At 44.5% G+C, this 22,563-nt stretch carries 15 protein-coding genes; 11 read left to right on the top strand and 4 right to left on the bottom strand.

All coding sequences use genetic code 11. The features are described from left to right. Nucleotides 1-267: 267 nt before the first annotated feature. A complete protein-coding gene (locus ACTXGJ_RS00975; RefSeq protein ID WP_439240922.1) occupies nt 268-1,869 on the top strand; it encodes a flavin monoamine oxidase family protein in 1,602 nt (533 codons plus the stop codon). A gap of 73 nt (nt 1,870-1,942) precedes the next feature. Continuing rightward, on the top strand, nt 1,943-2,575 hold the full coding sequence (locus ACTXGJ_RS00980; protein ID WP_443564877.1) for a c-type cytochrome: 633 nt from the start codon (nt 1,943-1,945) through the stop codon (nt 2,573-2,575). A 159-nt stretch (nt 2,576-2,734) separates the two neighbouring features. On the opposite strand, the gene ACTXGJ_RS00985 is transcribed toward ACTXGJ_RS00980, so the two are convergent. The 4 genes from ACTXGJ_RS00985 to tolQ all read right to left on the bottom strand — a co-directional run bounded on the left by ACTXGJ_RS00985 (nt 2,735) and on the right by tolQ (nt 6,401). After that, nucleotides 2,735-4,072 carry a translocation protein TolB gene (locus ACTXGJ_RS00985; RefSeq protein WP_439240920.1) on the bottom strand — a complete coding sequence of 446 codons (1,338 nt, stop codon included), beginning with the start codon at nt 4,070-4,072 and terminating at the stop codon, nt 2,735-2,737. Between the two features lie 126 nt (nt 4,073-4,198). Then, nucleotides 4,199-5,182 (bottom strand): cell envelope integrity TolA family protein, encoded by a 984-nt coding sequence (locus ACTXGJ_RS00990; RefSeq protein ID WP_439240918.1) that lies wholly within the window; start codon nt 5,180-5,182, stop codon nt 4,199-4,201. A 44-nt stretch (nt 5,183-5,226) separates the two neighbouring features. Next, nucleotides 5,227-5,682: a protein TolR gene (gene tolR, locus ACTXGJ_RS00995; RefSeq protein ID WP_439240916.1), complete on the bottom strand. Its 456-nt coding sequence runs from the start codon at nt 5,680-5,682 to the stop codon at nt 5,227-5,229. Then, nucleotides 5,679-6,401 (bottom strand): protein TolQ, encoded by a 723-nt coding sequence (gene tolQ / locus ACTXGJ_RS01000; protein ID WP_439240914.1) that lies wholly within the window; start codon nt 6,399-6,401, stop codon nt 5,679-5,681. The genes tolR and tolQ overlap by 4 nt, the downstream gene beginning before the upstream one ends. 815 nt (nt 6,402-7,216) lie before the next feature. Here tolQ and ACTXGJ_RS01005 point away from each other — a divergent pair. The 9 genes from ACTXGJ_RS01005 to ACTXGJ_RS01045 all read left to right on the top strand — a co-directional run bounded on the left by ACTXGJ_RS01005 (nt 7,217) and on the right by ACTXGJ_RS01045 (nt 22,475). After that, on the top strand, nt 7,217-8,512 hold the full coding sequence (locus ACTXGJ_RS01005; RefSeq protein ID WP_443564819.1) for an NCS2 family permease: 1,296 nt from the start codon (nt 7,217-7,219) through the stop codon (nt 8,510-8,512). An 812-nt stretch (nt 8,513-9,324) separates the two neighbouring features. Next, nucleotides 9,325-12,579, top strand: coding sequence for a bifunctional proline dehydrogenase/L-glutamate gamma-semialdehyde dehydrogenase PutA (gene putA, locus ACTXGJ_RS01010; protein WP_443564820.1), 3,255 nt, complete (start codon nt 9,325-9,327; stop codon nt 12,577-12,579). 11 nt (nt 12,580-12,590) lie between these two features. After that, complete coding sequence (locus ACTXGJ_RS01015; protein ID WP_439240908.1) at nt 12,591-13,283, top strand: 1-pyrroline-5-carboxylate dehydrogenase; 693 nt, start codon at nt 12,591-12,593, stop codon at nt 13,281-13,283. Between the two features lie 627 nt (nt 13,284-13,910). After that, entirely contained in the window at nt 13,911-15,560 is a 1,650-nt protein-coding gene (locus ACTXGJ_RS01020; RefSeq protein ID WP_443564821.1) for a xanthine dehydrogenase small subunit, read from the top strand. After that, nucleotides 15,560-18,154, top strand: coding sequence for a xanthine dehydrogenase molybdopterin binding subunit (gene xdhB, locus ACTXGJ_RS01025; RefSeq protein ID WP_443564822.1), 2,595 nt, complete (start codon nt 15,560-15,562; stop codon nt 18,152-18,154). The genes ACTXGJ_RS01020 and xdhB overlap by 1 nt, the downstream gene beginning before the upstream one ends. Beyond that, nucleotides 18,147-19,163, top strand: coding sequence for an XdhC family protein (locus tag ACTXGJ_RS01030; protein ID WP_443564823.1), 1,017 nt, complete (start codon nt 18,147-18,149; stop codon nt 19,161-19,163). The genes xdhB and ACTXGJ_RS01030 overlap by 8 nt, the downstream gene beginning before the upstream one ends. Nucleotides 19,164-19,425: 262 nt before the next feature. Continuing rightward, nucleotides 19,426-20,838 (top strand): guanine deaminase, encoded by a 1,413-nt coding sequence (guaD, locus tag ACTXGJ_RS01035; protein ID WP_443564824.1) that lies wholly within the window; start codon nt 19,426-19,428, stop codon nt 20,836-20,838. Between the two features lie 220 nt (nt 20,839-21,058). After that, nucleotides 21,059-22,027, top strand: coding sequence for an alpha/beta fold hydrolase (locus tag ACTXGJ_RS01040; RefSeq protein ID WP_443564825.1), 969 nt, complete (start codon nt 21,059-21,061; stop codon nt 22,025-22,027). A gap of 142 nt (nt 22,028-22,169) precedes the next feature. Next, on the top strand, nt 22,170-22,475 hold the full coding sequence (locus ACTXGJ_RS01045; protein WP_443564826.1) for a hypothetical protein: 306 nt from the start codon (nt 22,170-22,172) through the stop codon (nt 22,473-22,475). The last annotated feature ends 88 nt before the right edge of the window (nt 22,476-22,563 follow it).

Here is a 22,563-nt window from a genome sequence, read left to right on the forward strand (position 1 = left end):
GCCGCTTAGGACAAGTTATGACTAAGCTTAGCAATAGTTAGCGTATGAATTATCGCAAGACTACTCAGAGTAATACTAGCGATATGCAAACCAAAAACATCGTATTTAAAACAATAATAGGGTAAATGACCAAGTAATAATAACTGATTTAGATAAACTCATTTGATCTCTCATCCACACTCACAACTTCGAGATCATTGAGCTCATAGAGAAATAGCATCAATCAGATATTAGGTAGTATGACCGTCATACCAAAAGGACAACATCATGAAAGATATGCTTCAATCACCAACACGTCGACAACTGCTCTCAATGATCGGCAAGACTGCTGGAGCCACGGCTATGTATCAAGCCATGACTACTTTAGGATTTGCCTCAGAGTCTAGCTTCAAAGAAACCGTGGATCTTAAAGGCGCTCCTCCAGGTGCTAGTATCGTCATCCTTGGCGCCGGTCTTGGTGGACTAACCGCAGCTTATGAGCTACGCAAAGCCGGTTATGATGTCAAAGTGCTCGAATATCAAAATCGCGGCGGTGGCCGGAGTTGGACGCTGCATAGTGGTGATAAATATACTGAGCTTGGCGGCGAAGAGGTGACTTGTGATTTTGCAGAGGGTAATTATTTCAATGGTGGACCTTGGCGTTTGCCCAGTCATCACTATGCCGTCTTTCATTATTGCAAAGAGTTTGGCGTTGAGATGCAGCCTTTTATTCAGACCAATGATCGCGCTTATCTACATCGTAGCACTCACTTTAATGGTGTACCGCAGCGTTTGGGTGATGTAAAAAACGATATTCAGGGTAATTTAGCAGAGTTGCTGTCAAAGTCAGTGAACGTTGGTGGCCTTGACCGTTCGGTTAATAAAGAGGATAAAGAGAAGCTGCTTGAAGGCTTAAAGGGTTGGGGTGTACTTGATAAAGACTATCGCTACCGTTCCAGCAATGCTACTAGTAAACATCGCGGTTATAGCGTTTTTCCGGGTGGTGGTTTGATGCCAGATGAGCAGCCCTCTAAGCCTTTACCTATTAGTGAGATATTAGACTCAGGCATGTGGGCAGATATTTATGGCAACCATATGACTTACGCCCATCAACCGACTATGTTTCAGCCGGTTGGCGGTATGGGTAAGATCGGCGATGCCTTTACTCGTGAATGCCGTGAGATGATCGAGTTTAATGCTAAAGTAACTAAAATTAATCAAGACGATACTGGGGTTACGGTAGATTACGTCGACAGCAATAGTCCTGATGGTGCAACTAAATCAGTACGTGCGGACTGGTGCATCTGCAACATACCACTTACGGTATTGACTCAAATCGATATCAATGTTTCACAACCAATGAAGCAAGCGATGGCGGCAGTACCTTATGAGACTTCTTATAAGGTTGGTTTAGAGTTTAATCGCCGCTTTTGGGAGGAGGATGAGTGGATCTATGGTGGTCTCACTTATACTGATATGCCTATTGCGCAGATTGCCTATCCTTCAGAAGATATGTTCAATGATGGTCCTGGGGTATTATTAGGAGCTTATGGTTATGGTCCAACCTCTTATAAATTCAATAGTTTAACCCCAAAAGAGCGTATCAACGTCGCGTTAGCCTACGGCAAATATATTCATCCCCAGTATCCTGAAGAGTTTAAAGCAGGGACATCAGTCGTTTGGCACCGTATACCGTGGACATTAGGGTGCTATGGTATTTGGAATGAATCGACTCGTCGTCAACATTACGATACCTTGTGCAGTATTGATAACCGTATTGTACTAACAGGCGAGCATTGCTCACATATCCCAGCATGGCAAGAAGGCGCTATTTTATCTGGTATGGATGCAGCGAAGCGTCTCCATAAAAAAGCAAAATTGTTAGGTTAAAGACTAGGTTAATGTGAACAACTATAAAAATTCAGAGGCAATCATGGACAATGCAATCGTGAAAAAATTAATCATGAAAAACATGACACCTAAGCTGCTGACTGTGATGTTGCTGAGTGCGATGGGCAGTACAGCACTTTTAGGCTGTAGCCAACAGTCAGACGATGTAGAGACTGTAGCTAGTATACAAGAGCAAGACTCGATAACGACAAATGACTATCAAGCGAGCCGTAACACAGGGGCTTGGGGCGGTGTCTACATGAGCCGTGAAGAGCTGGCAGCACCTGCTGTCAATATCGTCGATGACAGCTCGCTCCCTGATATGGAAAACGACCCTAGTATTGCTGAATGGGAGGTAAAGTTTGAGGGGAAAAATGCTTTTGTGACAACGGATGGCAAAAAGCTGTATCATGATTCTTGTGCTGCTTGTCATATGCACAAAGGCGAGGGAGCTTACGGTGCAGGCTACTATCCTCCATTAGCTGATAACAGTAAGATGCAATCAAAATATTATATTATCGATATTTTGATTAATGGTTTCCGGGGCATGCCGTCATTTCATGGAATGATGAACGATGAGCAAATGGCGGCAGTGACTCAGTATGTGGTCAGTGATTTAAATGGTTTTAACGATACCGTCACTGCTGAAGATGTCGCGCAGCTGAGACATGCTAAGCCACCAGCGGGTGATCCAAGCGATGAGTAAGTGTCTAATCAATTAATTAACACCTTTTAAGCTTTTAGTATATTTTCTATTATCAGAAATCTCTAATTGCAGTAAGCTGAAACCAAAAGCGCCTAATGATTTATTAGGCGCTTTGTTGTATTTAAAGTGCTATGAAACTGCAGAACTGAGGCTAATCCGCTATTTAGGACTGGCTGACCAAACAGGCGAGCGCACTGTGCCACTGCTAGGTACATTTATAGCGTTACCACCAGTTAAAGACTTAATAGTTAAGACCCCTTTGCCACCTTGTCTTGAAGCATACACAACGCGTTTACCATTAGGTGAGAAGCTGGGCGCTTCATCAATACCGGTATTCCCCAAATTTGCAGTTACCCCGCCGTTACTATTCATAACAGCTGCTGAGCTGCCGTTCAAAAAGGCAATCTGCGTACCATCACTACTGAACTGCGGGCTTGTGGCATAGCTGCTATTGGATACTTTAGTGGTGCGCCCTGAGCCAAACTCATAACGATAGATTTGCGGCCTATTAAAGCCCGCTTTATCAGAGACAAAAACGAAGGATTGGCCGTCAGGCGCATAGTTTGGCTGTACTTCGCTACTTGGCCAGCTGATGAGCTTACGTAGATTACCACCATTAGTATTTATCTGATAGATATCAGCGCTACCCTCAAAGCTGCTAGAGAATAAAATCTTGTTGCCATCAGGAGAGAAGGAAGGACTTAAGTTGCTGCCTTGATAATTGGCTATAGCCGTTGCTCCGCCGCCACTGACATTTTGAATGTAGATGACTGGATAGGACTTTTCGCGCTGCACCGAATAAGCGATACGGTTACCATCAGGAGACCAAGCAGGCGAGAAGATAGAGCCTTGTACCTCTGTCATCGTTCTTGCATTCTCGCCATCAGCGTCCATCACCTTTAAGCGTGAGACTTTATTTTTACCGGCTCCAGTTTCCTCAATATAAGCGATACGACCCGAAAAATCACCTGGCGTACCAGTGATGAGCTCGTAGATCTTATCTGCTATCACATGACCGGCATAGCGCATACTTTGGGCATCATTCTTAGCAGTTAGGCTTTGTTTGCCTTGAATGATACGACCAGATTTGACATCGATTACCTCATAATCTGTAGTCACTTGACCGCGATTGCTGCGAGTGCTACCGACGACTAAGTAGGGGATGCCCATACTTTGCCAAACTGGCAGAGTACCTGCAAGCTCACTACTACTACGCGGCTGCTGCGGCAGACCCTGGCTGGTGACCTTTAACTCAGTTCGGCTCAAATCGTTTAAAATAATAGAAGATAAAACACTGTCACCTGCAAAGGGTACAAAGGCGACTTGGTTTTGTTGTCTCGGCGCTACGACGGTGACATCGATCTCCATAGGCGCAGCATTAGCAGAATATAGAGGAGCAAACATCAATGGCGTTATCAACAACGAAGCTGACGCTATGTTTAGAGCTGAGAAGGCTGCTAGCTTTGGGGTTGTTAGCTTTAAAAGTAATAATTTCATAGGTTAGTGCCCTAGGTTAATAATAGTTCTAAAATAATCGGCGGCGAGAGACAAATGTCAAAAGGCTCTAATTTAGTCATCTTCAACACTATGTTCAAATATGCCCAAAGTCATGTATACCTTAATCTATTGAACCACAACGTTGATATTTAAAGCCGCGAAGCTGGCAGGGTTGGCTAAATCAATTGGTAAGGGGCTTGCGGCAAAAGCGGCTTTTTCTGCGGCATTATTAACCGCGCTATTGGAGCCAGTGGCTTCGGCGGATAACACGTTACCTTGATTATCTAACCTTAAAGCCACTTTAGCAGTAATACCTTGGGTTTCAAGCGGCGCTTTTAAATTTCTCTGAATTTTAGCTGCTATGCTTTTTTTAAAATCACCAGTAGAACGTGAAGCGCTACTATTATTATTAGCTGATCTGCTATCAGCCGTTGATTGACCTTCTGATAAATCAAAGGTTTTGCCCGCGCTGCTCGGAAGCCCCGTTTCTATCTCTATATTACGATCAGATTTGCTAGGGCGATTGATTCTAGGGTTTGTCGTGTTTCTTTGTTTATTACGATACTCTTTGAGTCGTTCGCGCTCTTCTTCACTATCTTCTTGCTTACGCTGTTCGACTTGCTCGAGCCGCTCGCTCGCTAATGCCTCGGACTGAGCATTCCATTCCGCTAGATTGCGCTCATAATCTGCTGATTGTTCAGCCAGTCGCTGTTGCTGATCTTCGCTCATGAGTATAGGCTCATCAGCCGCGTCATCAGAGCGCATAAATACGGGCACTCTTTGTGAGCTTGATGGCGCAGAGTCTGAGGGATCTGCAGAAGAATTGCTAGCAGCACTCTCAAAGGTTTCAGCTGATAAAGCACTATTGGCTTGACTAGCCGCTTCAGCAGCTGCGCGATTGCTCAATATTTGAGACTGCATCTCAGCTAATTGCTCAGGCGACACCATCGTTGTCTCAATCGCGCCGCTCGTCTCTAAACTTGGCTGCTGATAGGTGTAGATCAGGAGACCGAGCACTATACCGTGCGCGAGCAAGCTTAGCAGCGTAGGCATCGTTAGCCCATCACTTTCAGGCTGAGTGGGGATATAGACTAGGGGCGCATTATTCATAAGTATGAGGGGGCATTTAAGTTAAAGGGCATGGATAGCATTTTTTATTGTGGCATAGGCAGAGGTGGGCCTGTCAGTAGTCCGACTTTTTCAATACCGGCTTGTTGCAAGTTTGCCATCAGCGAAACGATAGCGCCGTATTGATTGTTTTGATCAGCATTGATCATAATTTGTAATGGCTGTCCTGTTTCATTATTACTTTGCGTTTGTAGATTGAATAGAGTGTTAATCAGCTCAGGCTCACTGATGGGCACATCTATATTATCCTCATAACTCATAAAAATCTCACCACTATCGGTCAAAGAGACAATAATCGGCAGCTGGTTTTGGCTCATGCTTGCCGCTTGCTCTTTGGGCAAGTCTACTTCTACGCCAGTTGTCAGCATCGGCGCGGTTACCATAAAAATCACTAACAGTACCAGCATCACGTCGATATAAGGCACGACATTCATCTCGCTATTGAGCGTGGCTTTTTGACGCTTATAAGGACTTGGCTTCATAGACCAGCACCTTGAGCGCTCTTCATAACCTGAGTGGTAGCCGTTGGGTTTTCAATACTGGTTTCGCGCTGAAGCATGCCGGTCATCTCATCGCAGAACAAGGCGCGCGACTCATAAAGCCGTGCTGACTTAGCCGTGAAGTGATTGTAAGCTAAGACAGCAGGAATAGCAGCAAATAGCCCCATAGCGGTAGCGATTAGCGCCTCAGCGATACCGGGTGCGACAGAGGCGAGGGTGGCCTGATCGGTTTGTGATAAGCCCAAAAAAGCATTCATAATGCCCCAAACCGTACCGAATAGACCAACATAAGGAGCGACTGACCCTATACTTGCCAGCGTAGTCAGACCTGACTCTAACAACTGCTGCTGACGGCCAAGACCAACGCGCAGCTTACGCTCAACGCCGTCGATAATATCGTCTTTAGGTTGGCGCTTTTTGTGCATTCTTAGATATTCAGAGAACCCAACATAAAAAATCTGTTCAAGACCTTGTCGATCAGGTGAGCCTTGTACGCCTTGATAGAGCTTCGCTAAGTCTTCACCTGACCAAAACCAAGTCTCAAACTGCTCATCGAAGCTTTTGGCACTACCTAAACGCGCGCTGAGCCGAAAGATAACCACCCAACTAAGCAGTGAGGCTAATAATAATAAGGCCATTACGATTTGTACTAGCAGGCTCGCTTGGGTAATAAGGCCGATAATATTTAAAGATTCAGGCATCTAGTGGACTCACAATAATTAACGATAACTAGCAATAGCTAAAATAGACAGCATACTCAGACCCAATTAAAGGGCGTAAAAGCAAGTGAGTAACTGAATGATTATAAATCAATATTGCTGACAATATTAGGTGTTATAAAATAACAGAGCAAAAAAGAGATTGAGTATTTAAATGCTTCTAGGTCATATGAACTCGTTAGTGTACGTCTAAATGATAAAAAGGTCATTATTAATGTATTAAGTAATTACTAATAATTGATTTCGCTAAATAACGGATGACAACACGTCGTAAATATAATATGGTTTAGCTTGCAGGTTGAATTGTAGTTTTAACTTACTTAATTGTCACAAAGTATATTTTTTTATATACTACGCCTTGAGGCAAGTTATCACTAATTTTAAATGTGTTTATTCTACAAAGCACCACTGCTGATAGCGACAACCTTGTCAAAGCTGAGGCAATGTAAAACGCAAAATCAGACCTTGTTATCATAACTGATTTTGTTACGGAGAATGAGATGATAATGACGTCAACTTTATCTTAAAGACGGAGGCGAGACTTCTAAAGACGTTACGTTATAAACTCATTCGGCTAGAATGACTAAACTAGATAAGCTTCTTCTCGTATCGCTTAAAAACCATTCTACATCACATCATGAGCTAGTAGCATGATGATAAAACATGTTTAAAAATATACTCATTGAGCTAAAAACGCCAAGTTAATTTTGGTATGGATAGCTTTTTGATCGACCTGTTAAACAATGAGGTTTTAGTTTGGAAGCGATACTTAATTAATGCAACTTGGAAGCGACACTATGAACGCAATTGAACGATATTATGGGATTACTGGTGAAAACACCACCATAAAAACAGAACTTCTCGCCGGTTTAACAACCTTTTTGACCATGGCCTACATTATCTTTGTCAACCCGAACGTCTTAGGTGATGCGGGTATGGATAAAGGCGCGGTCTTTGTCGCTACTTGCTTAGCTGCGGCGATTGGTTGTTTTATTATGGGTATTTATGCCAAGCTGCCAGTCGCACTAGCGCCTGGGATGGGGCTTAACGCCTTCTTTACTTACGGCGTTGTTTTGGGTATGGGCTATACTTGGCAGGTTGCACTTGGAGCGGTCTTCTTATCTGGGTGTATCTTTGTACTTTTGAGTCTATTTAAGATACGCGAAATTATTATTAACTCTATACCCAACTCACTAAAGCAAGGGGTTGTGGCCGGTATTGGTGCTTTTTTGGCTTTTATTGCACTCCAAAGTGCTGGCGTCATCGTCAATAACGATGCCACTTTGGTCGGCCTAGGGGATATGACGACCTTCTCTCCTGCTATGGCAGCTTTTGGCTTTATCGTTATTATTGCTTTAGCTTATAAAAAAGTACCTGGCGCTGTGACTATCGGTATATTACTCGTTGCGCTCATCAGTTTGTTAACAGGTAATACCCAATTTACAGGGATTATTTCAGCGCCGCCTTCTATGGCACCGACTTTCATGCAGGTTGATATTGCAGGCGCTCTAAATGTCGGCATGATCAGTGTTATCTTTGCTTTCTTATTCGTTGATTTATTCGATACCGCAGGGACTCTAATTGCGACCACTAAGCAGGCAGGTTTAGTCGATAAAGATGGTAATATACCTAATATGGGTAAAGCGCTATTAGCTGATTCTACTGCAACTGTCGCAGGTACTGTTTTGGGTACTTCATCAACGACTAGTTATGTTGAGAGTGTCTCTGGTATTGCGGCTGGTGGTCGTACAGGCTTAGTCGCGGTGACAGTCGGGGTGCTATTTTTACTGAGTACGTTCTTTGCACCACTTGCTGGCATGATTCCCGCTTATGCTACTGCTGGCGCTATCTTTTATGTCGCAGTACTGATGCTAGCCACGCTAAAAGATGTGGAATGGTTTGACTTAACTGAAGCCGGCCCAGTCGTCGTTGTGCTACTATTTACGCCTTTAACGTATTCTATCGCTGATGGTATCGCACTTGGATTTATCACTTATACTGCTGCTAAAGCATTAACAGGTAAGTTTGCCGATATTAGTATAGCGGTTTGGATACTGACGATAGTACTGCTTGGCAAAATCATATTTGTCTAAAGCCGGGTTATAAGTTTACGAAAGAGTCACTCCAATCTAACCCTTCTTATCACTCCTAGATAAGAAGGGTTTTTTATGAGCTTTTATAGCTTTTTTAGGAGGTTTTGAATGGATAGAACGCACTCTTTTATTGAGTGCTGCTATCGTTTGTTAACCGTTAATTATCATATTATAAGCGTGGATATAGCCATAAAGTCGACAAAGAGTAAACAAAAAAAGATATCTTGAGCGTCAATAGCAAGATGAATATGGTATCTAATTGTTTTTAAAGGTAATAGTAGTTGAAAATAAATCTCGGCTAACCATAGTTTGATTATTTTTTTCATGATAATATGACCGAGTTAAGCGCATCACCTCAAGCAACGCCGTAGAGGTTTTTCTTACAGTGAATTTGCAACACCCTGATCATATATTAACCGCTATCAGAACCATCAGCTCAGACTATGATCGCACTCCTTCACTACCGACAAGAAGAAGGCACTAATGCCGCTTAACATTATTTTGCCTTTGTATTGTTAACGTAGTCCGTTTAACACGCAACGATCTACTTAACCGTATCCAGCTTTTGCTGGATGTGCTCGTTTTGTGATAGCGCCGTCTGGTCTTTTATAATTTGGTTTTTGTCTTTATCTATAGCTACTTTAGAGATCGCATTTAGAGAATTATTTCTATCTTAGATATCTCTCTATAAGTGAATGATTATATTTTTCATCGCTCTAAATACCTAATAACATCAGTATAAAGATATGAGATTATAAAAATCTTGACGCTCTATTTATCATAGTTTTTTAAACGATAATTATGGAGTTGGTATGCACCCAATAGATCAGTTTACCCCACAAGAGCCAATACTATTTAAGCCAACAGAGCTGCTTTCGCCTGATTATATTAAACAGTCAAGTGATGAGCTGTATGCGCGTATCTCACCATTATACAGTGTCGATGAGGAGCGCTGGCTGTCAGAGCTATTGCCTTTGGCTAAGCCAACCGACGCAGAGCGCGACGCGGCAAGTGAGCAGACGCGCAAGCTCGTTGAGTATGTGCGCCGTGATAATAAATCAGTCAAAATGGTAGACTCGCTACTATTAGAGTACAGCTTGGATACGCAAGAAGGCATCCTACTGATGAGCTTGGCTGAGGCTTTGATTCGCGTACCAGACAACTATACGGCTGACGCGCTTATTCGTGACAAGATGAGTGTTGCCGATTGGAAAAAACATCTCAAAGATGATAATGGATTTATGGTCAATGCCTCCACTTGGGGCATGATGATGACCGGGCGGGTGGTTAGTATTGATAGCAGTACGACGGCGTCAGGATTTTTGGATCGCATGACCAAAAAAATGGGCGAACCTATGATCCGTAGTGCGATGCAAAAAGCTATGCGGGTAATGGGTCATCAGTTTGTCTTGGGCGAGACCATTGAAGGCGCCAATAAAAACAGCCAGCCATATCGCAATAAAGGCTATACCTATTCATTCGATATGCTAGGTGAAGCGGCTATCACTAACCGCGATGCTGAGAAATACTTCAATGATTATCTGCATGCGATTAAGTCTACGGCTACTATTAAAGTAAAGGAAAGTATGCCCAAACCTTCAGTCTCCATCAAGCTATCAGCGCTACATCCGCGTTATGAGGCGACCCAAGAGTCGCAGGTACTTGGACTATTGCGTCAGCGCTGCGTGCTACTCATTGAGGCTGCCCGCGAAGTCAACGTCGATCTAAGTATCGATGCCGAAGAAGCCGATCGCTTAGAGATCTCTTTAAAGCTATTTGAATCATTATATCGCGATCCTATTACTGCTGGCTGGGATGGTTTGGGTCTTGTGGTACAAGGCTACTCTAAGCGCGCCATCGCGATCTTTGCTTGGCTTGCACGCTTAGCGACTGAGGTTGGCGACCGTATTCCACTGCGTTTGGTCAAAGGTGCGTATTGGGATACTGAGATTAAGCTGGCTCAGCAAAAGGGCTTGTCAGGCTATCCGGTATGGACACGTAAAGAAGGCACTGATACCGCATATCTAGCCTGCGCGCGTTTCTTACTCTCAGATCATCTGCGTGGTCTGATTTGGCCACAGTTTGCCACTCATAATGCGCATACTTTGGCATCTGTCATGACCATGAGTAGTCACAGAGATTTTGAGTTTCAGCGTCTACACGGTATGGGCGACGCGCTCTACGATCATATTTTGCAAACCTATCAGATACCAGTACGTATTTATGCCCCAGTTGGCGCGCATCAAGACTTGCTGCCGTATTTGGTGAGACGTTTACTAGAAAACGGCGCGAATAGCTCATTTGTGCATCAGTTGTTAGATAAGTCTTATCCTATCGATAAGCTCACCGTGCATCCTTATGACAAGCTAGTGGCGAATGAGTATCTGCATAATCCAGAGATTTCATTGCCATTAGAAATATACGGCGAGCGTAAGGCGAGCTATGGTCCTAATATCTTTGTTGAGTCACAGTGGCAACCTTTCGAAGCGGCGATTGCAGAGCAGCGCAAAAAAACTTGGTCGGCGACCTCAATCATCGATGGTCAAGCGATCAGTGAGTATACAAAAGATGGCAGCACCCATCAGCTCGATAGCCAAACTATCCGTGCGCCCTGGAATCATGATGTTAAAGCTGGCGACGTCAAATACGCTAATGCCGATATTGCTAACCAAGCCATTGATGCGGCAGTAGCGGGCCAACAAGCATGGCAAGCGGTTCCTGCTGCGAGGCGCGCTGAGATACTACGTAAAACGGCAGACTTGTATGAGGAAAACTACGCCGAGCTGATGGCGCTTTGTCAGCTCGAAGCGGGTAAAACCATGCAAGATAGTATTGATGAGATCAAAGAAGCGGTGGACTTCTGCCGGTTTTATGCTGATGAAGCGGAGCGCTTAGCGGCTGAGGTTCATGAGTTGACTGATTTATCTGGCAAGCCGCTGCGTCAAGTGTATAACGCACGTGGCACCTTTGTCTGCATTAGCCCATGGAACTTTCCTTTAGCGATTTATACCGGTCAGATTGTCGCCGCGCTCGCTGCTGGTAATACGGTAGTGGCAAAACCTGCTGAACAAACCAGCTTGATCGCTCATTTTGGCGCGCAGCTCATGTATCAAGCGGGCGTACCCGCTGAGGCACTACAGTTCGTAGTTGGCGCAGGGGAGGTGGGCGGTGCTCTGACTGCCTCTGATAAGATCGCAGGCGTCATCTTTACCGGCTCAACGCAAACTGCTCAGCGTATCAACCAAAGTTTGAATAATCATGCGCAGACAAGTGGTGAGCTGCCGATATTGATCGCTGAGACGGGAGGCCAAAACGCGATGATCGTCGACTCAACTGCATTGCCTGAGCAAGTAGTCACCGATGCCGTGTTATCCGCGTTTGGCTCAGCAGGTCAGCGCTGCTCAGCTTGTCGTATCCTTTGTGTACAAGAAGATATTGCCGATGGCATCATCGAGCTACTACAAGGTCATATGGCAGAGCTGGTAGTGGGCAATCCGACTTATGTTTCAACTGATGTTGGCCCTGTCATTGATAGTGATGCCAAAAAAGGCTTAGAGGCGCATATTGCACGGATGCAAGACGAGTCGACCGCGACTATTTTGGGACAAACCCCTATGAGCGCAAGCTCAGTCGTTAGCGAAGACGAAGCGACCTTTGTATTGCCTACCGCGATTGAGGTGAATAGTATCGATGTCATCGGTGGTGAGCATTTTGGTCCGATATTGCATGTACTACGCTACCAAGCGCGTGACCTCGATAAGCTAATAGATGCGATCAACGGTACGGGCTTTGGTTTAACTTTAGGCATTCATAGCCGTATAGAAAACATCGCTGAGCATATCGAGCGCCGTGTGCTAGTCGGTAATACTTACATTAACCGTAACCAAATCGGTGCGGTGGTCAATGTCCAGCCTTTTGGTGGTACTGGTCTATCTGGTACGGGACCCAAAGCTGGCGGACCGCATTATGTCGCGCGTTTAATGAAGCTCAGCGCTGAGCAAAGCGCCGCTGACGACAATGCACATAGTATAAACAATCAATCATCCACGCAAACAGAGCTCGCATAAGGAGTAGCAAGATGGCAAATGAATTCAAAAAAAATCATGCTGGGGTCTGTGAAGCTTGGCGATTATTAGGTGCCGTCAAACGTTCGGCGTACTTGGAAGCAGCGATACCTAAGCTTGCTTTGCTTACTGGCGATGCCAATAAGGCGCGGCGTCTATTTCAGCATTTACTAAGCGCAGCTCCAAAGCTTGATGAAGTTCAGCGGATGACTGGCGCTACGGGCGAGTCCAACGATCTATATGTCACCGCTCGCGGCAAAACTATGGTCATCGGCGGTGAGTCTGCTAGAGCGATGGCGGTCTTGGGTCAGCTCATTGCCGCACTGCTAACAGGCAATGAGGTGATTTTGCATTGTCCAAGCCAAATCGATATGTGCGAAGAAGCGGCGAAGATACTTTATAATGTGGGGATCAGCGATGATGTGCTTAGTGTCGCTAATGACTCACAAACGATCACCCTGTTATACATTGATCGCCTTGCGCAGGTGGCAGTAGCAGGTAGCCAAGCAGAAGTGCAAAGCATCAGTCAAGAGCTTGCTAATACAGATGGTATCTTGACGCAGGTGATTGCGGTAACTGATATGGACGGCTTCTCTGAGATGCTAAGTCTTGATTATCTGCACCGCTTCGTCACTGAGCGTGTTATCACCATCAATACTACAGCTATCGGCGGTAATGCCAGCTTACTTGAGCTCGGTAATGATTAACCGTTCAAGATAAATCCTATAAGTTTAAACATCACAAGTTTAAATACCGTAGCCAGCGTTTGTTCATTAGTTATTTTGATAAATGAACGCTGGCTTTTTTGTGCGGCTAGAAACAATAGATGATAACCAGTAACTTTAAACTTATTGAAATTATTTAGTATAAATACTGTCTTTGAGTTGTAAAATAATTAAATATAATGCTAGTATTATAATGTTAACCAAATAGTCAGCTTCAAAGCAGAGGTTTGGCTAGTTAAATAAAATACGGAATATTGATTGGCGAGAAGCTAAAATAAATGGACGTTTTTTTCAATCTTCGTAACTATGATAAGCGCTTAAAAAAGCTTGGATAGATACCGAAGCTCCATCCTAAATAAAGATTAAGTCTGAACCAGTCAGCAGTCTCATAGGCAGTCAGCTTATTCAATACCTGTATAACTATCAGTATTGATGTAGGTATGATGATCGTCGTATAAATTTTATTACTATAATAATTGAATACTACCTTATGGCAGTGTCGCTGTATGCGCCTGACCTTTGATATATTGATTGTTAACATATTATTATCCGATTAAAGATAAAAGTTTACTTTTTATCTTCCTTTTATCCAGACAGCCGAGTATAGCTATGATTCGTTTTTATCTTAATGGCAAGCCGCATCAAGTGCGTGATATCAACCCTAATACTACCGTGCTTGAGTATTTACGTTTGCATGAGCGTCAGACTGATGCTAAGGAAGGCTGTGGTAGTGGCGATTGCGGGGCGTGCACGATTATGGCTCAGCGCCTACCTCCGCAAGATACTACCGATAGTGCCCCTTTCTATACCTTCAACTCTTGCATTACACTACTGTCACTGATGGATGGTCATCATTTATTGACGGCTTCTTATCTAGCGGATAATCCTAGCAACCACCCCGACCGGGCATTATTGCATCCCGCGCAGCAAGCGATGGTTGAGTGTCACGGCTCGCAGTGTGGGTTTTGTACGCCGGGCTTTGTGATGTCATTGGCTAATCTATACGAAAACAGACGCCTGCAAACAGATCGTGATTCAAACGCAAACGCCGACGATACAGCCTTTAACTACGATGAGATCGTTGCTTCTATATCAGGCAATTTATGCCGCTGTACCGGCTATCGACCTATCATTGATGCAGGTTTAAAGATGCAGCAAATCGGTCAACAGCTTGACAGTGCCAACACGCCATCGAAAGTGCTAAGTTTGGCGACAAATGCTATGGCCAATAATGTTTCTCAGACAAGCTCCGATAATCAGGCTGAGTCAAACTCTCAATTCGACACTATAGAGCCTGCCTTGATTGATGGCTCAAAGCAGCTATTTATACCGCGCTCTATCAGTGAGCTTAATCAATTACTAGCCGTGTATCCCACTGCCACGATCTGGGCAGGAGGCACTGATTTAGGACTGACCATTACTCAGCGTTTGATGGATCATGAAGTTATTATCCAGCTCTCAGCGCTCGATGAGCTACAGCAATGGTCGCTATCAGAATCTGCTGATATGCAAGAGTTGAGCTTTGGCGCGGGCATGACCTATCAGCAGATGCTTCCGATTCTAGAGCAACATTTTCCTGCTTTTGCTGACTTATTCGCAAGAACAGCCTCACCGCAGATCCGTAATATGGGCACGCTTGGCGGCAATATAGCCAATGCTTCACCGATTGGTGATCTGCCGCCTGTATTGTTAGCATTAGAGGCGCGAGTGCATTTACGTCATTGTGATGCCATTGGTAAAGAGACTGTCGCTAAAGAAGCTAGCGCTGAGCAAAATAGTAAAAAATCATTTGAAGTCTCTGATGAAACCATCTCTTTAGCTGAGTTTTTCTTAGAGTATAAAAAAACCAAATTGCGTCCAGGCAGTTATGTGGTAGCGGTGCATATTCCTTTGATGCAAGCGCATCAGCACTTATTTATTCACAAAATTAGTAAGCGTTACGAAGATGATATCTCAGCCTGTTTGCTAGCGGCGAGAATTGATTTGTCTGCAGATACTACGACTATTGCTAATGCAAAAATTGGCTTAGGCGGTATGGCGGCGATTCCTTTATTAGCGCAGCATTGTCAGCAGACTTTGATAGGACAAAAAGTTGATATCGCTAGTTTTAAAACAGCAGCTAACGCCCTATCTTTAGATGTGTCGCCTATGACTGATGTGAGAGCGAGTCGTGAGTACCGTATGCACGTGGTGCAGCGCTTATTGGTTAAATGTGCCAAGCAATTAATAGTGGATATACAAACGCAGGGAGCAGCATAATGAGTCATCATTCAAGCCTTTTTGATAGCTACAACATTCGCCGTGTGCGTCCACCCAAAAACAAAATTGGCACCTCCGCCAAGCATGATAGCGCCATTAGTCATGTGATGGGGACCGCGACCTATGCCGATGATATCCTAAAACCGCAGGACACACTGCATTTGGCAATCGGTAAAAGCACTCATGCTCACGCGCGCCTTGTCAGTATGGACTTAGAGGCAGTGAGAGCGGCAGAAGGAGTGATTGACGTTTTTACCTTTAAAGATTTACCTGCGGCAACGGATATCGGACCGGTGTTCGATGGTGATCCTTTGATGGTCGATACCATTACAGAGTATGTCGGTCAGACACTGTTTGCAGTAGTAGCCACAACCCACCGCGCAGCCAAAAAAGCCGTTTTAAAAGCTAAGGTCGAATATGAGCCGTTGCCAGCGATAGTAACGGTTGAGGCCGCTTTAGAGCAAGAGCAGTTTGTGCGTCCTAGCCATTTTATGCAGCGCGGCGATAGTGAAAACGCCTTGAGTAGTGCTCCTAAACGCCTGCAAGGTCATATCCATATGTTAGGGCAAGAGCACTTTTACCTTGAAGGTCAAGTGTCTTATGTGGTGCCTTGTGATGATGGCGGCCTTGAAGTTTATACTTCCTCTCAACATCCTAGTGAAGTGCAGCAATTAGTCGCTGAAGTAGTCGATCTGCCTTTTCATGCGGTCAGCACTGTAGTGCGTAGAATGGGTGGCGGCTTCGGCGGTAAAGAAACCCAAGCTGCGGCATGGGCTTGTCTGAGTGCTATCGTTGCCAAGCGCTACAATGTGCCTGTGAGTATGCGCTTAGATCGTCAAGATGACATGGTGGTCACTGGTAAACGTCATGAATTCTCCAACCGCTATGAAGTCGGTATTGATGAGTCTGGACACATTTTAGGCGTCGATATGCAATTATCAGGGCTGTGTGGTTATTCACCTGATCTATCTGACGCTATTGTCGATCGTGCGATGTTCCACTGTGATAATGCTTACTATTATCCTGCGGCAAAAGTTGCCGGTCATCGCTGTAAGACGCATACGGTCTCAAACACGGCTTATCGCGGATTTGGTGGGCCGCAAGGTCTGATGACTGCTGAATATATGATGGATCATATTGCTTATACTTTAGGTAAAGATCCGCTAGAGGTGCGCCTAAATAACCTTTATCAAGACGGTCAAACGACCCATTATGGTCAACCGATTGAGCATTTTGATTTGGCCACTTTGATGGACACTCTAGCCAAAGACTGTGATTATGATGCTCGCCGTCAACAGACGATCGAATTTAATAAAAAGGCTGAGGCTGAAGGTAGCGATAAACGTCTAGGTTTAGCCTTAACGCCTGTCAAGTTCGGCATCTCGTTTACCGTGCAGCATCTAAACCAAGCTGGCGCGTTAGTGCATATCTACACCGATGGTACCATTCAGATTAATCATGGTGGCACGGAGATGGGACAGGGCTTATATATTAAGATCGCCCAGATCGTCGCTAATGAGTTTGAAGTGGACTTAGATACGGTTAAAGTCACTGCGACGCGTACCGATAAAGTGCCCAATACTTCACCGACCGCCGCCTCTTCCGGTACCGATATCAACGGTAAAGCCGCGCAAAATGCTTGTCTTACTGTCAAGCAGCGTTTAGTTGAGTTTGCCGCTGAGCATTTTGAGGTGTCGTCCACTGCGATAAAGTTTGAAAACAACCACGTGCAGATTGGCGATAAAGAGACTTTAACTTTTGCAGAGCTGGTATTACTGGCCTATCAGCACCGCATTAGCCTCTCTGCTACTGGTTACTACAAGACCCCAAAGATATTTTATGATCGCTCCAAAGCTTGGGGCCGTCCTTTCTTTTACTTCGCCTTAGGAGCTGCCTGCGCTGAGGTTGAGATCGATACTTTGACGGGGGAGTATAAGGTGCTGCGCTGCGATATTTTGCATGATGTTGGGCAGTCGATCAACCCAGCTATCGATATTGGGCAGATCGAAGGCGGCTTTGTACAAGGCATGGGTTGGCTAACCACAGAAGAGCTCACATGGGACGATAAAGGCACGCTTGCTTCCAACAGTCCGGCCAATTACAAAATCCCAACTTCGCATGATTTACCCAAACAGTGGCGCGTTAAGCTGTTCGATCGCAAAAACGAAGAGCAGACCATTTATAATTCCAAAGCGGTGGGCGAGCCGCCCTTTATGCTAGCTGCTAGTGTTTGGTGCGCTATCAATAATGCGGTGGCAAGCTTAGCTGATTATAAAGTCAATCCTGATCTGACTATGCCAGCGACTAGTGAGGCCGTGCTAAAAGCAGTGATGCGCTTGCAAGGGGAGGAGTGGCAGATACCTGCAAGCAAAAATCATACTGATGACATAAATACTGATAACCTCCCAAAAGTAGAAGAGCAGTTCAGCGCCGATGGTAAGGTGAAGATGGATAATAAAGATAAAGCGCAGTCGGTGCCACACGCTGAGGACAGCAATCCCCCTAAATCGGCAGGCGAGCAAGTCGATGAGCAGCCAGAGGCAATAAAAGATCCTAATGTCTCGGTCGCTAGAGGTCCGGCGCACAGTGAGTAATCTCTCTGCGCTGCCGCCTGAGCGTTGGTATGAGGCGCTAGCACGTTGCCAGCAGCGGGGAGTGGCGCATGTTATGGCGACTGTGGTCGCTATCAATGGCTCAGCCCCGCGCGCGCTGCAAGCGAAAATGGTCGTAACGCTCGATGATTTTAGCGATACCTTGGGCGGCGGCGGTTTAGAGCATGATGTGATAGCAACGGCAAGGCAATTACTAAAGGGGGAGATTGATGTTAAGGAGCAAAAGCTTAATAACAAACTCTCCAAATCCCTAAAAGTTAAAAACGCTGATACAGCTGCAGAGCAAACGGCTAATGACTCAGCCCCCTCAAGCTCATCAAAATCAAAGTCGGTGCGCCGTGATAGTGTCTATACTAAGCATTATCCGCTAGGGGCTAAGCTTGCTCAGTGCTGCGGTGGTAGCGTCACGGTGATGTTTGAGTGCTTCAATGTGACGCCGCCACTCTCGTTATTGGTTTTTGGTGCTGGGCATGTGGCCGCGGCGCTGATGACCATACTAGCCGAGCTTCCTTGTCAGGTAGATTGGGTCGATAGTCGGCCTGAGATGTTTGAGCGTTACTTGACTGCCTCAAACAGTAATGACTCGCCATCTTATACCTTGCCAAAGCATATCCGCGTGCATATCGATGATGATCCTATCGATTTTGTTCGCCCCTTTATAGAGCAAGGTGGCAAACGCTTTATGTTAGTCATGACCCACGATCATAGTGTTGATTTTGAGTTAGTGCGAGAGGCGTTAGAGGTGCTCAGAGCTGAAGAGAGCTCAGTTAATACAGATAACTTTGCAGCACCCGCTGCTTATATAGGCTGTATTAGCTCTGCTACCAAAGCCAAACGTTTCAAAGATCGCCTGCTACAGCGTGGTTATAATCAGCGGTTAGTCGATCAGTTGACTATGCCTATAGGCTTGCCGCTAGGGGGTAAGGAGCCAATGGCGGTAGCCGTATCTATTGCCGCGCAAGTCATGCAGCAGCACTATTTACAGCCCTAAGCTATCACTACCAACTAGTACTATAAAAAGATAAAGCACTGTACCTAAGCGTCATTAACTATCCAATACTTAGCGGTAGTTTAGCTACCTAAACTACTTGCTACTGACTATCCTCACTGAGCTATCTGTAAGTGCCGATGAAGAGTACAACATAGCCATAAAAAGTAACCATTTTTACGATTTTAAGCCCTTAACCCTTTCTTATTCTATGAGCAATAGCCTATAAATATAAGCGCTATGACTTGAGATGTGAGACTTTTTTATGACTATCCATATTTACCAAGCGCAATTATTACATTATCTGACGGAAGACGAGTTTGCTAAAAGAGTAGCACGCACCAATGCTGAAAGTTCTGCTCCTCTTGATACTACCGTCGTTGAAAAAAATGTAACTTTATTACCAGTTATGGCTGGGGTGACCATCCATCCTGAGTATATCGCTAATGGTGCACTAGTTGTTGATGATGAAACGGGTCTAGTTGTTGATTATGGTCATAAAGAAGCGATCATGACCGATTATGCCAATGCTAACGAGGGCAAAGCGCCGGTACAGATTCATGATTACCAGCATAAGCTGATTATGCCAGGCTTTATCGATACGCACGTGCATTATCCGCAGATAGATATGATTGCTTCTTACGGTGAGCAATTACTCGATTGGCTCAATAACTATACTTTTGTCACAGAAGCAAACTTTGGTGACCCAAAAGTCGCACACGATGCCTCAAAGTTTTTTTTGAATCAGCTATTTGCTAATGGTACGACTACGGCAATGGTATTCGCTACTAGCCATCCTGAGTCTGTTGAGGCGTTTTTTACCGAGAGCGAAAAACTCAATACCCGTATGATTACTGGTAATGTGCTGATGGACACCAATGCGCCTGAGCACTTATGCGTGCCAACAGAGCAGGGCATTCGTGATAGTCAAAACCTTATTGATAAGTGGCATGAGCGTGGTCGTCAGCATTTTGCTATTACGCCAAGATTTGCCATTACCTCAACGCCAAAACAGCTAAAAATGACCGGCGAGCTTTATACCAGTTATGACAGCGTTTATCTACAAACCCATTTAGCCGAAAACCATGCCGAAATTGCCTTTGTGCGCGAGCTTTATCCCAATCATAAAGGCTATCTCGACGTCTATGACGATATGGGTTTTTTAGGTCGCTATACCACTTTTGCGCATGGGATTCATCTTGAAACTTCAGAGTACGAGAGATTACGGGATACAGGCACCCAAATCGCACATTGCCCAACGTCTAATCTATTCTTAGGCAGTGGTCTATTTGATTTGCCAAAGACTCTAAGCTACACCGGTGTGAGTATCGCAACCGACGTAGGCGCGGGCACTAGTCTCTCGATGTTGACCACCTTAAATGAGGCTTATAAAGTACAGCAATTACAAAGCAATCCGTTATCCGCGCATCAAGGGCTATACCAGATCACCTTAGGAAATGCGCAATCATTGGTATTGGACGATAAAATTGGTAATTTTATGCCTGATAAAGAGGCAGATTTTGTCGTTATTGACTTAGCAGGCACGGCATTGTTAGAGCGTCGTATGAGTCAGACTAAAACCTTAGAGGAACAGCTGTTTGTACTGATGATGCTCGGTGATGATCGAGTGATTGATGAGACGATCATTGCTGGGGTGAGTCGTTATAAAAAAGCTTAATGCTTAAAATGAGTTTTGAAGCTGCCGTTTTTATAGCACTATTTTTTAGTAGTCCTGTTTTTTAATGGTGACATAATTTGATATAGTCAGCGTTTATTTACTAAACAGGTCACTTTAGTAAATAAACGCTGGCTTTTTTTATCTATAAGCGGTAAATAAGTATTCTATTAGGATATGTACTTTGTCTTAAATTATACCTAATCTATTGAGTATCTATTAAATGTCAAAACGTTTAGCCAAAATAATTTTATTTTCTATATTAGCGACAGGTATTTCACTGGCTGCGCTAATAGCTGTTTATTGGGCATCTGATAAAAGCGTTGAAGCGCTTAAAAAATGGCAGCTCCCCGATAGTGAGTTTATCGAAATCAATGGGATGCAAGTTCATGTGCTGCGCTCTGCTAAATGCACTAACGTAGATAATGCAAAGACTATCGTTTTACTGCACGGCACCTCAGCAAGTTTGCATACTTGGCAAGGCTGGATAGATGAGCTTAGTGATGAGTATTGTGTGGTCAGTATGGACTTGCCAGGCTTTGGCTTGACTGGGCCTTTTGTAGATGAGACTACTCAATATACTAGCGTCAACTACGCCGCTTTTGTGATAAAAGTGTTAGATAAGCTCAAGCTAGATAAAGTGATACTAGCAGGTAATTCTTTAGGCGGTAAAATAGCTTGGCGCACCGCAGCGCTATATCCCAAGCGGGTGGATAAGCTTGTCTTAGTCGATGCGGTGGGTTATCGGACCACTCCGAAGAGTATTCCCATCGGTTTTAGACTCGCCGCCTATCCAGCATTGAAGCCTATCTTAAGCAATATTTTACCGCGCAGCTTAGTCAAAAAAAGCATTCTTAGTGTCTACGCTGATAAGAGTAAAGTCGATGACGCTTTAGTCGATCGCTATTATGAGCTGTCATTACGTACCGGTAATCGCAGCGCGTTAGCCGATCGATTGCGTGAGTTCGATAATGTTGAAGATCAGGCGCAAATTAAGCAGTTAACGCAGCCAACGCTTATTTTATGGGGCGCGCAAGATAACTTAATACCACTCGAAAATGCTGAGCTTTTTTATCGAGATATCAAAGGTAGCCAGCTAAAGATATTCGATAATTTAGGGCATGTGCCGCATGAAGAGGATCCTAAAGCGACGGTCGCTGTGGTTAAAGAATTTTTAGCGCAAACTGATTAGGATCTCACCGTTCTTTAACTTTTAGTGGTAATAAACTCCACCGTTGAGGATAGCCCTAAATTTACACATACTGATAATAATAAAGAGTATGTCATAATGAGGTGTTTGTAACCAAAGCAAGGGAATTCGTATGGCTTTAAATATGTATTATAAAAATGGTATGTTTCGTAAGACGCGCTGTCAAATCTCTGATGAGCTCGTACCTACACTTTATCAGGTTCATAACAGTGCCGACTTTCCGCAATTAACTTGGCTCATCGATACTCTATATGACAACCCACAGATTGAGCCTAACATTGCTAAGGCTCTAGCTGATGAGATGGTAGCATTTGAGAGGGTGATACTCTCCTTGCAACTGCCTTTTCCTAGAGTGCCACTACAAAAGCTGCACGACTTTTTTGCAAAAGCCGCTAGAGATGAACAGAGGATTTATACCAGTAGCGATTGATTATTTAAACGGTTCCTATACTTTTATAGAATCTAGAAAGGAGCATCTAAAAAGGTTAAGAGCAAATCTAAGCTGCCAAGCAAACACT

Origin of the sequence: Psychrobacter sp. 1Y11, assembly GCF_052259045.1 — a bacterium.
Taxonomy (GTDB): domain Bacteria; phylum Pseudomonadota; class Gammaproteobacteria; order Pseudomonadales; family Moraxellaceae; genus Psychrobacter.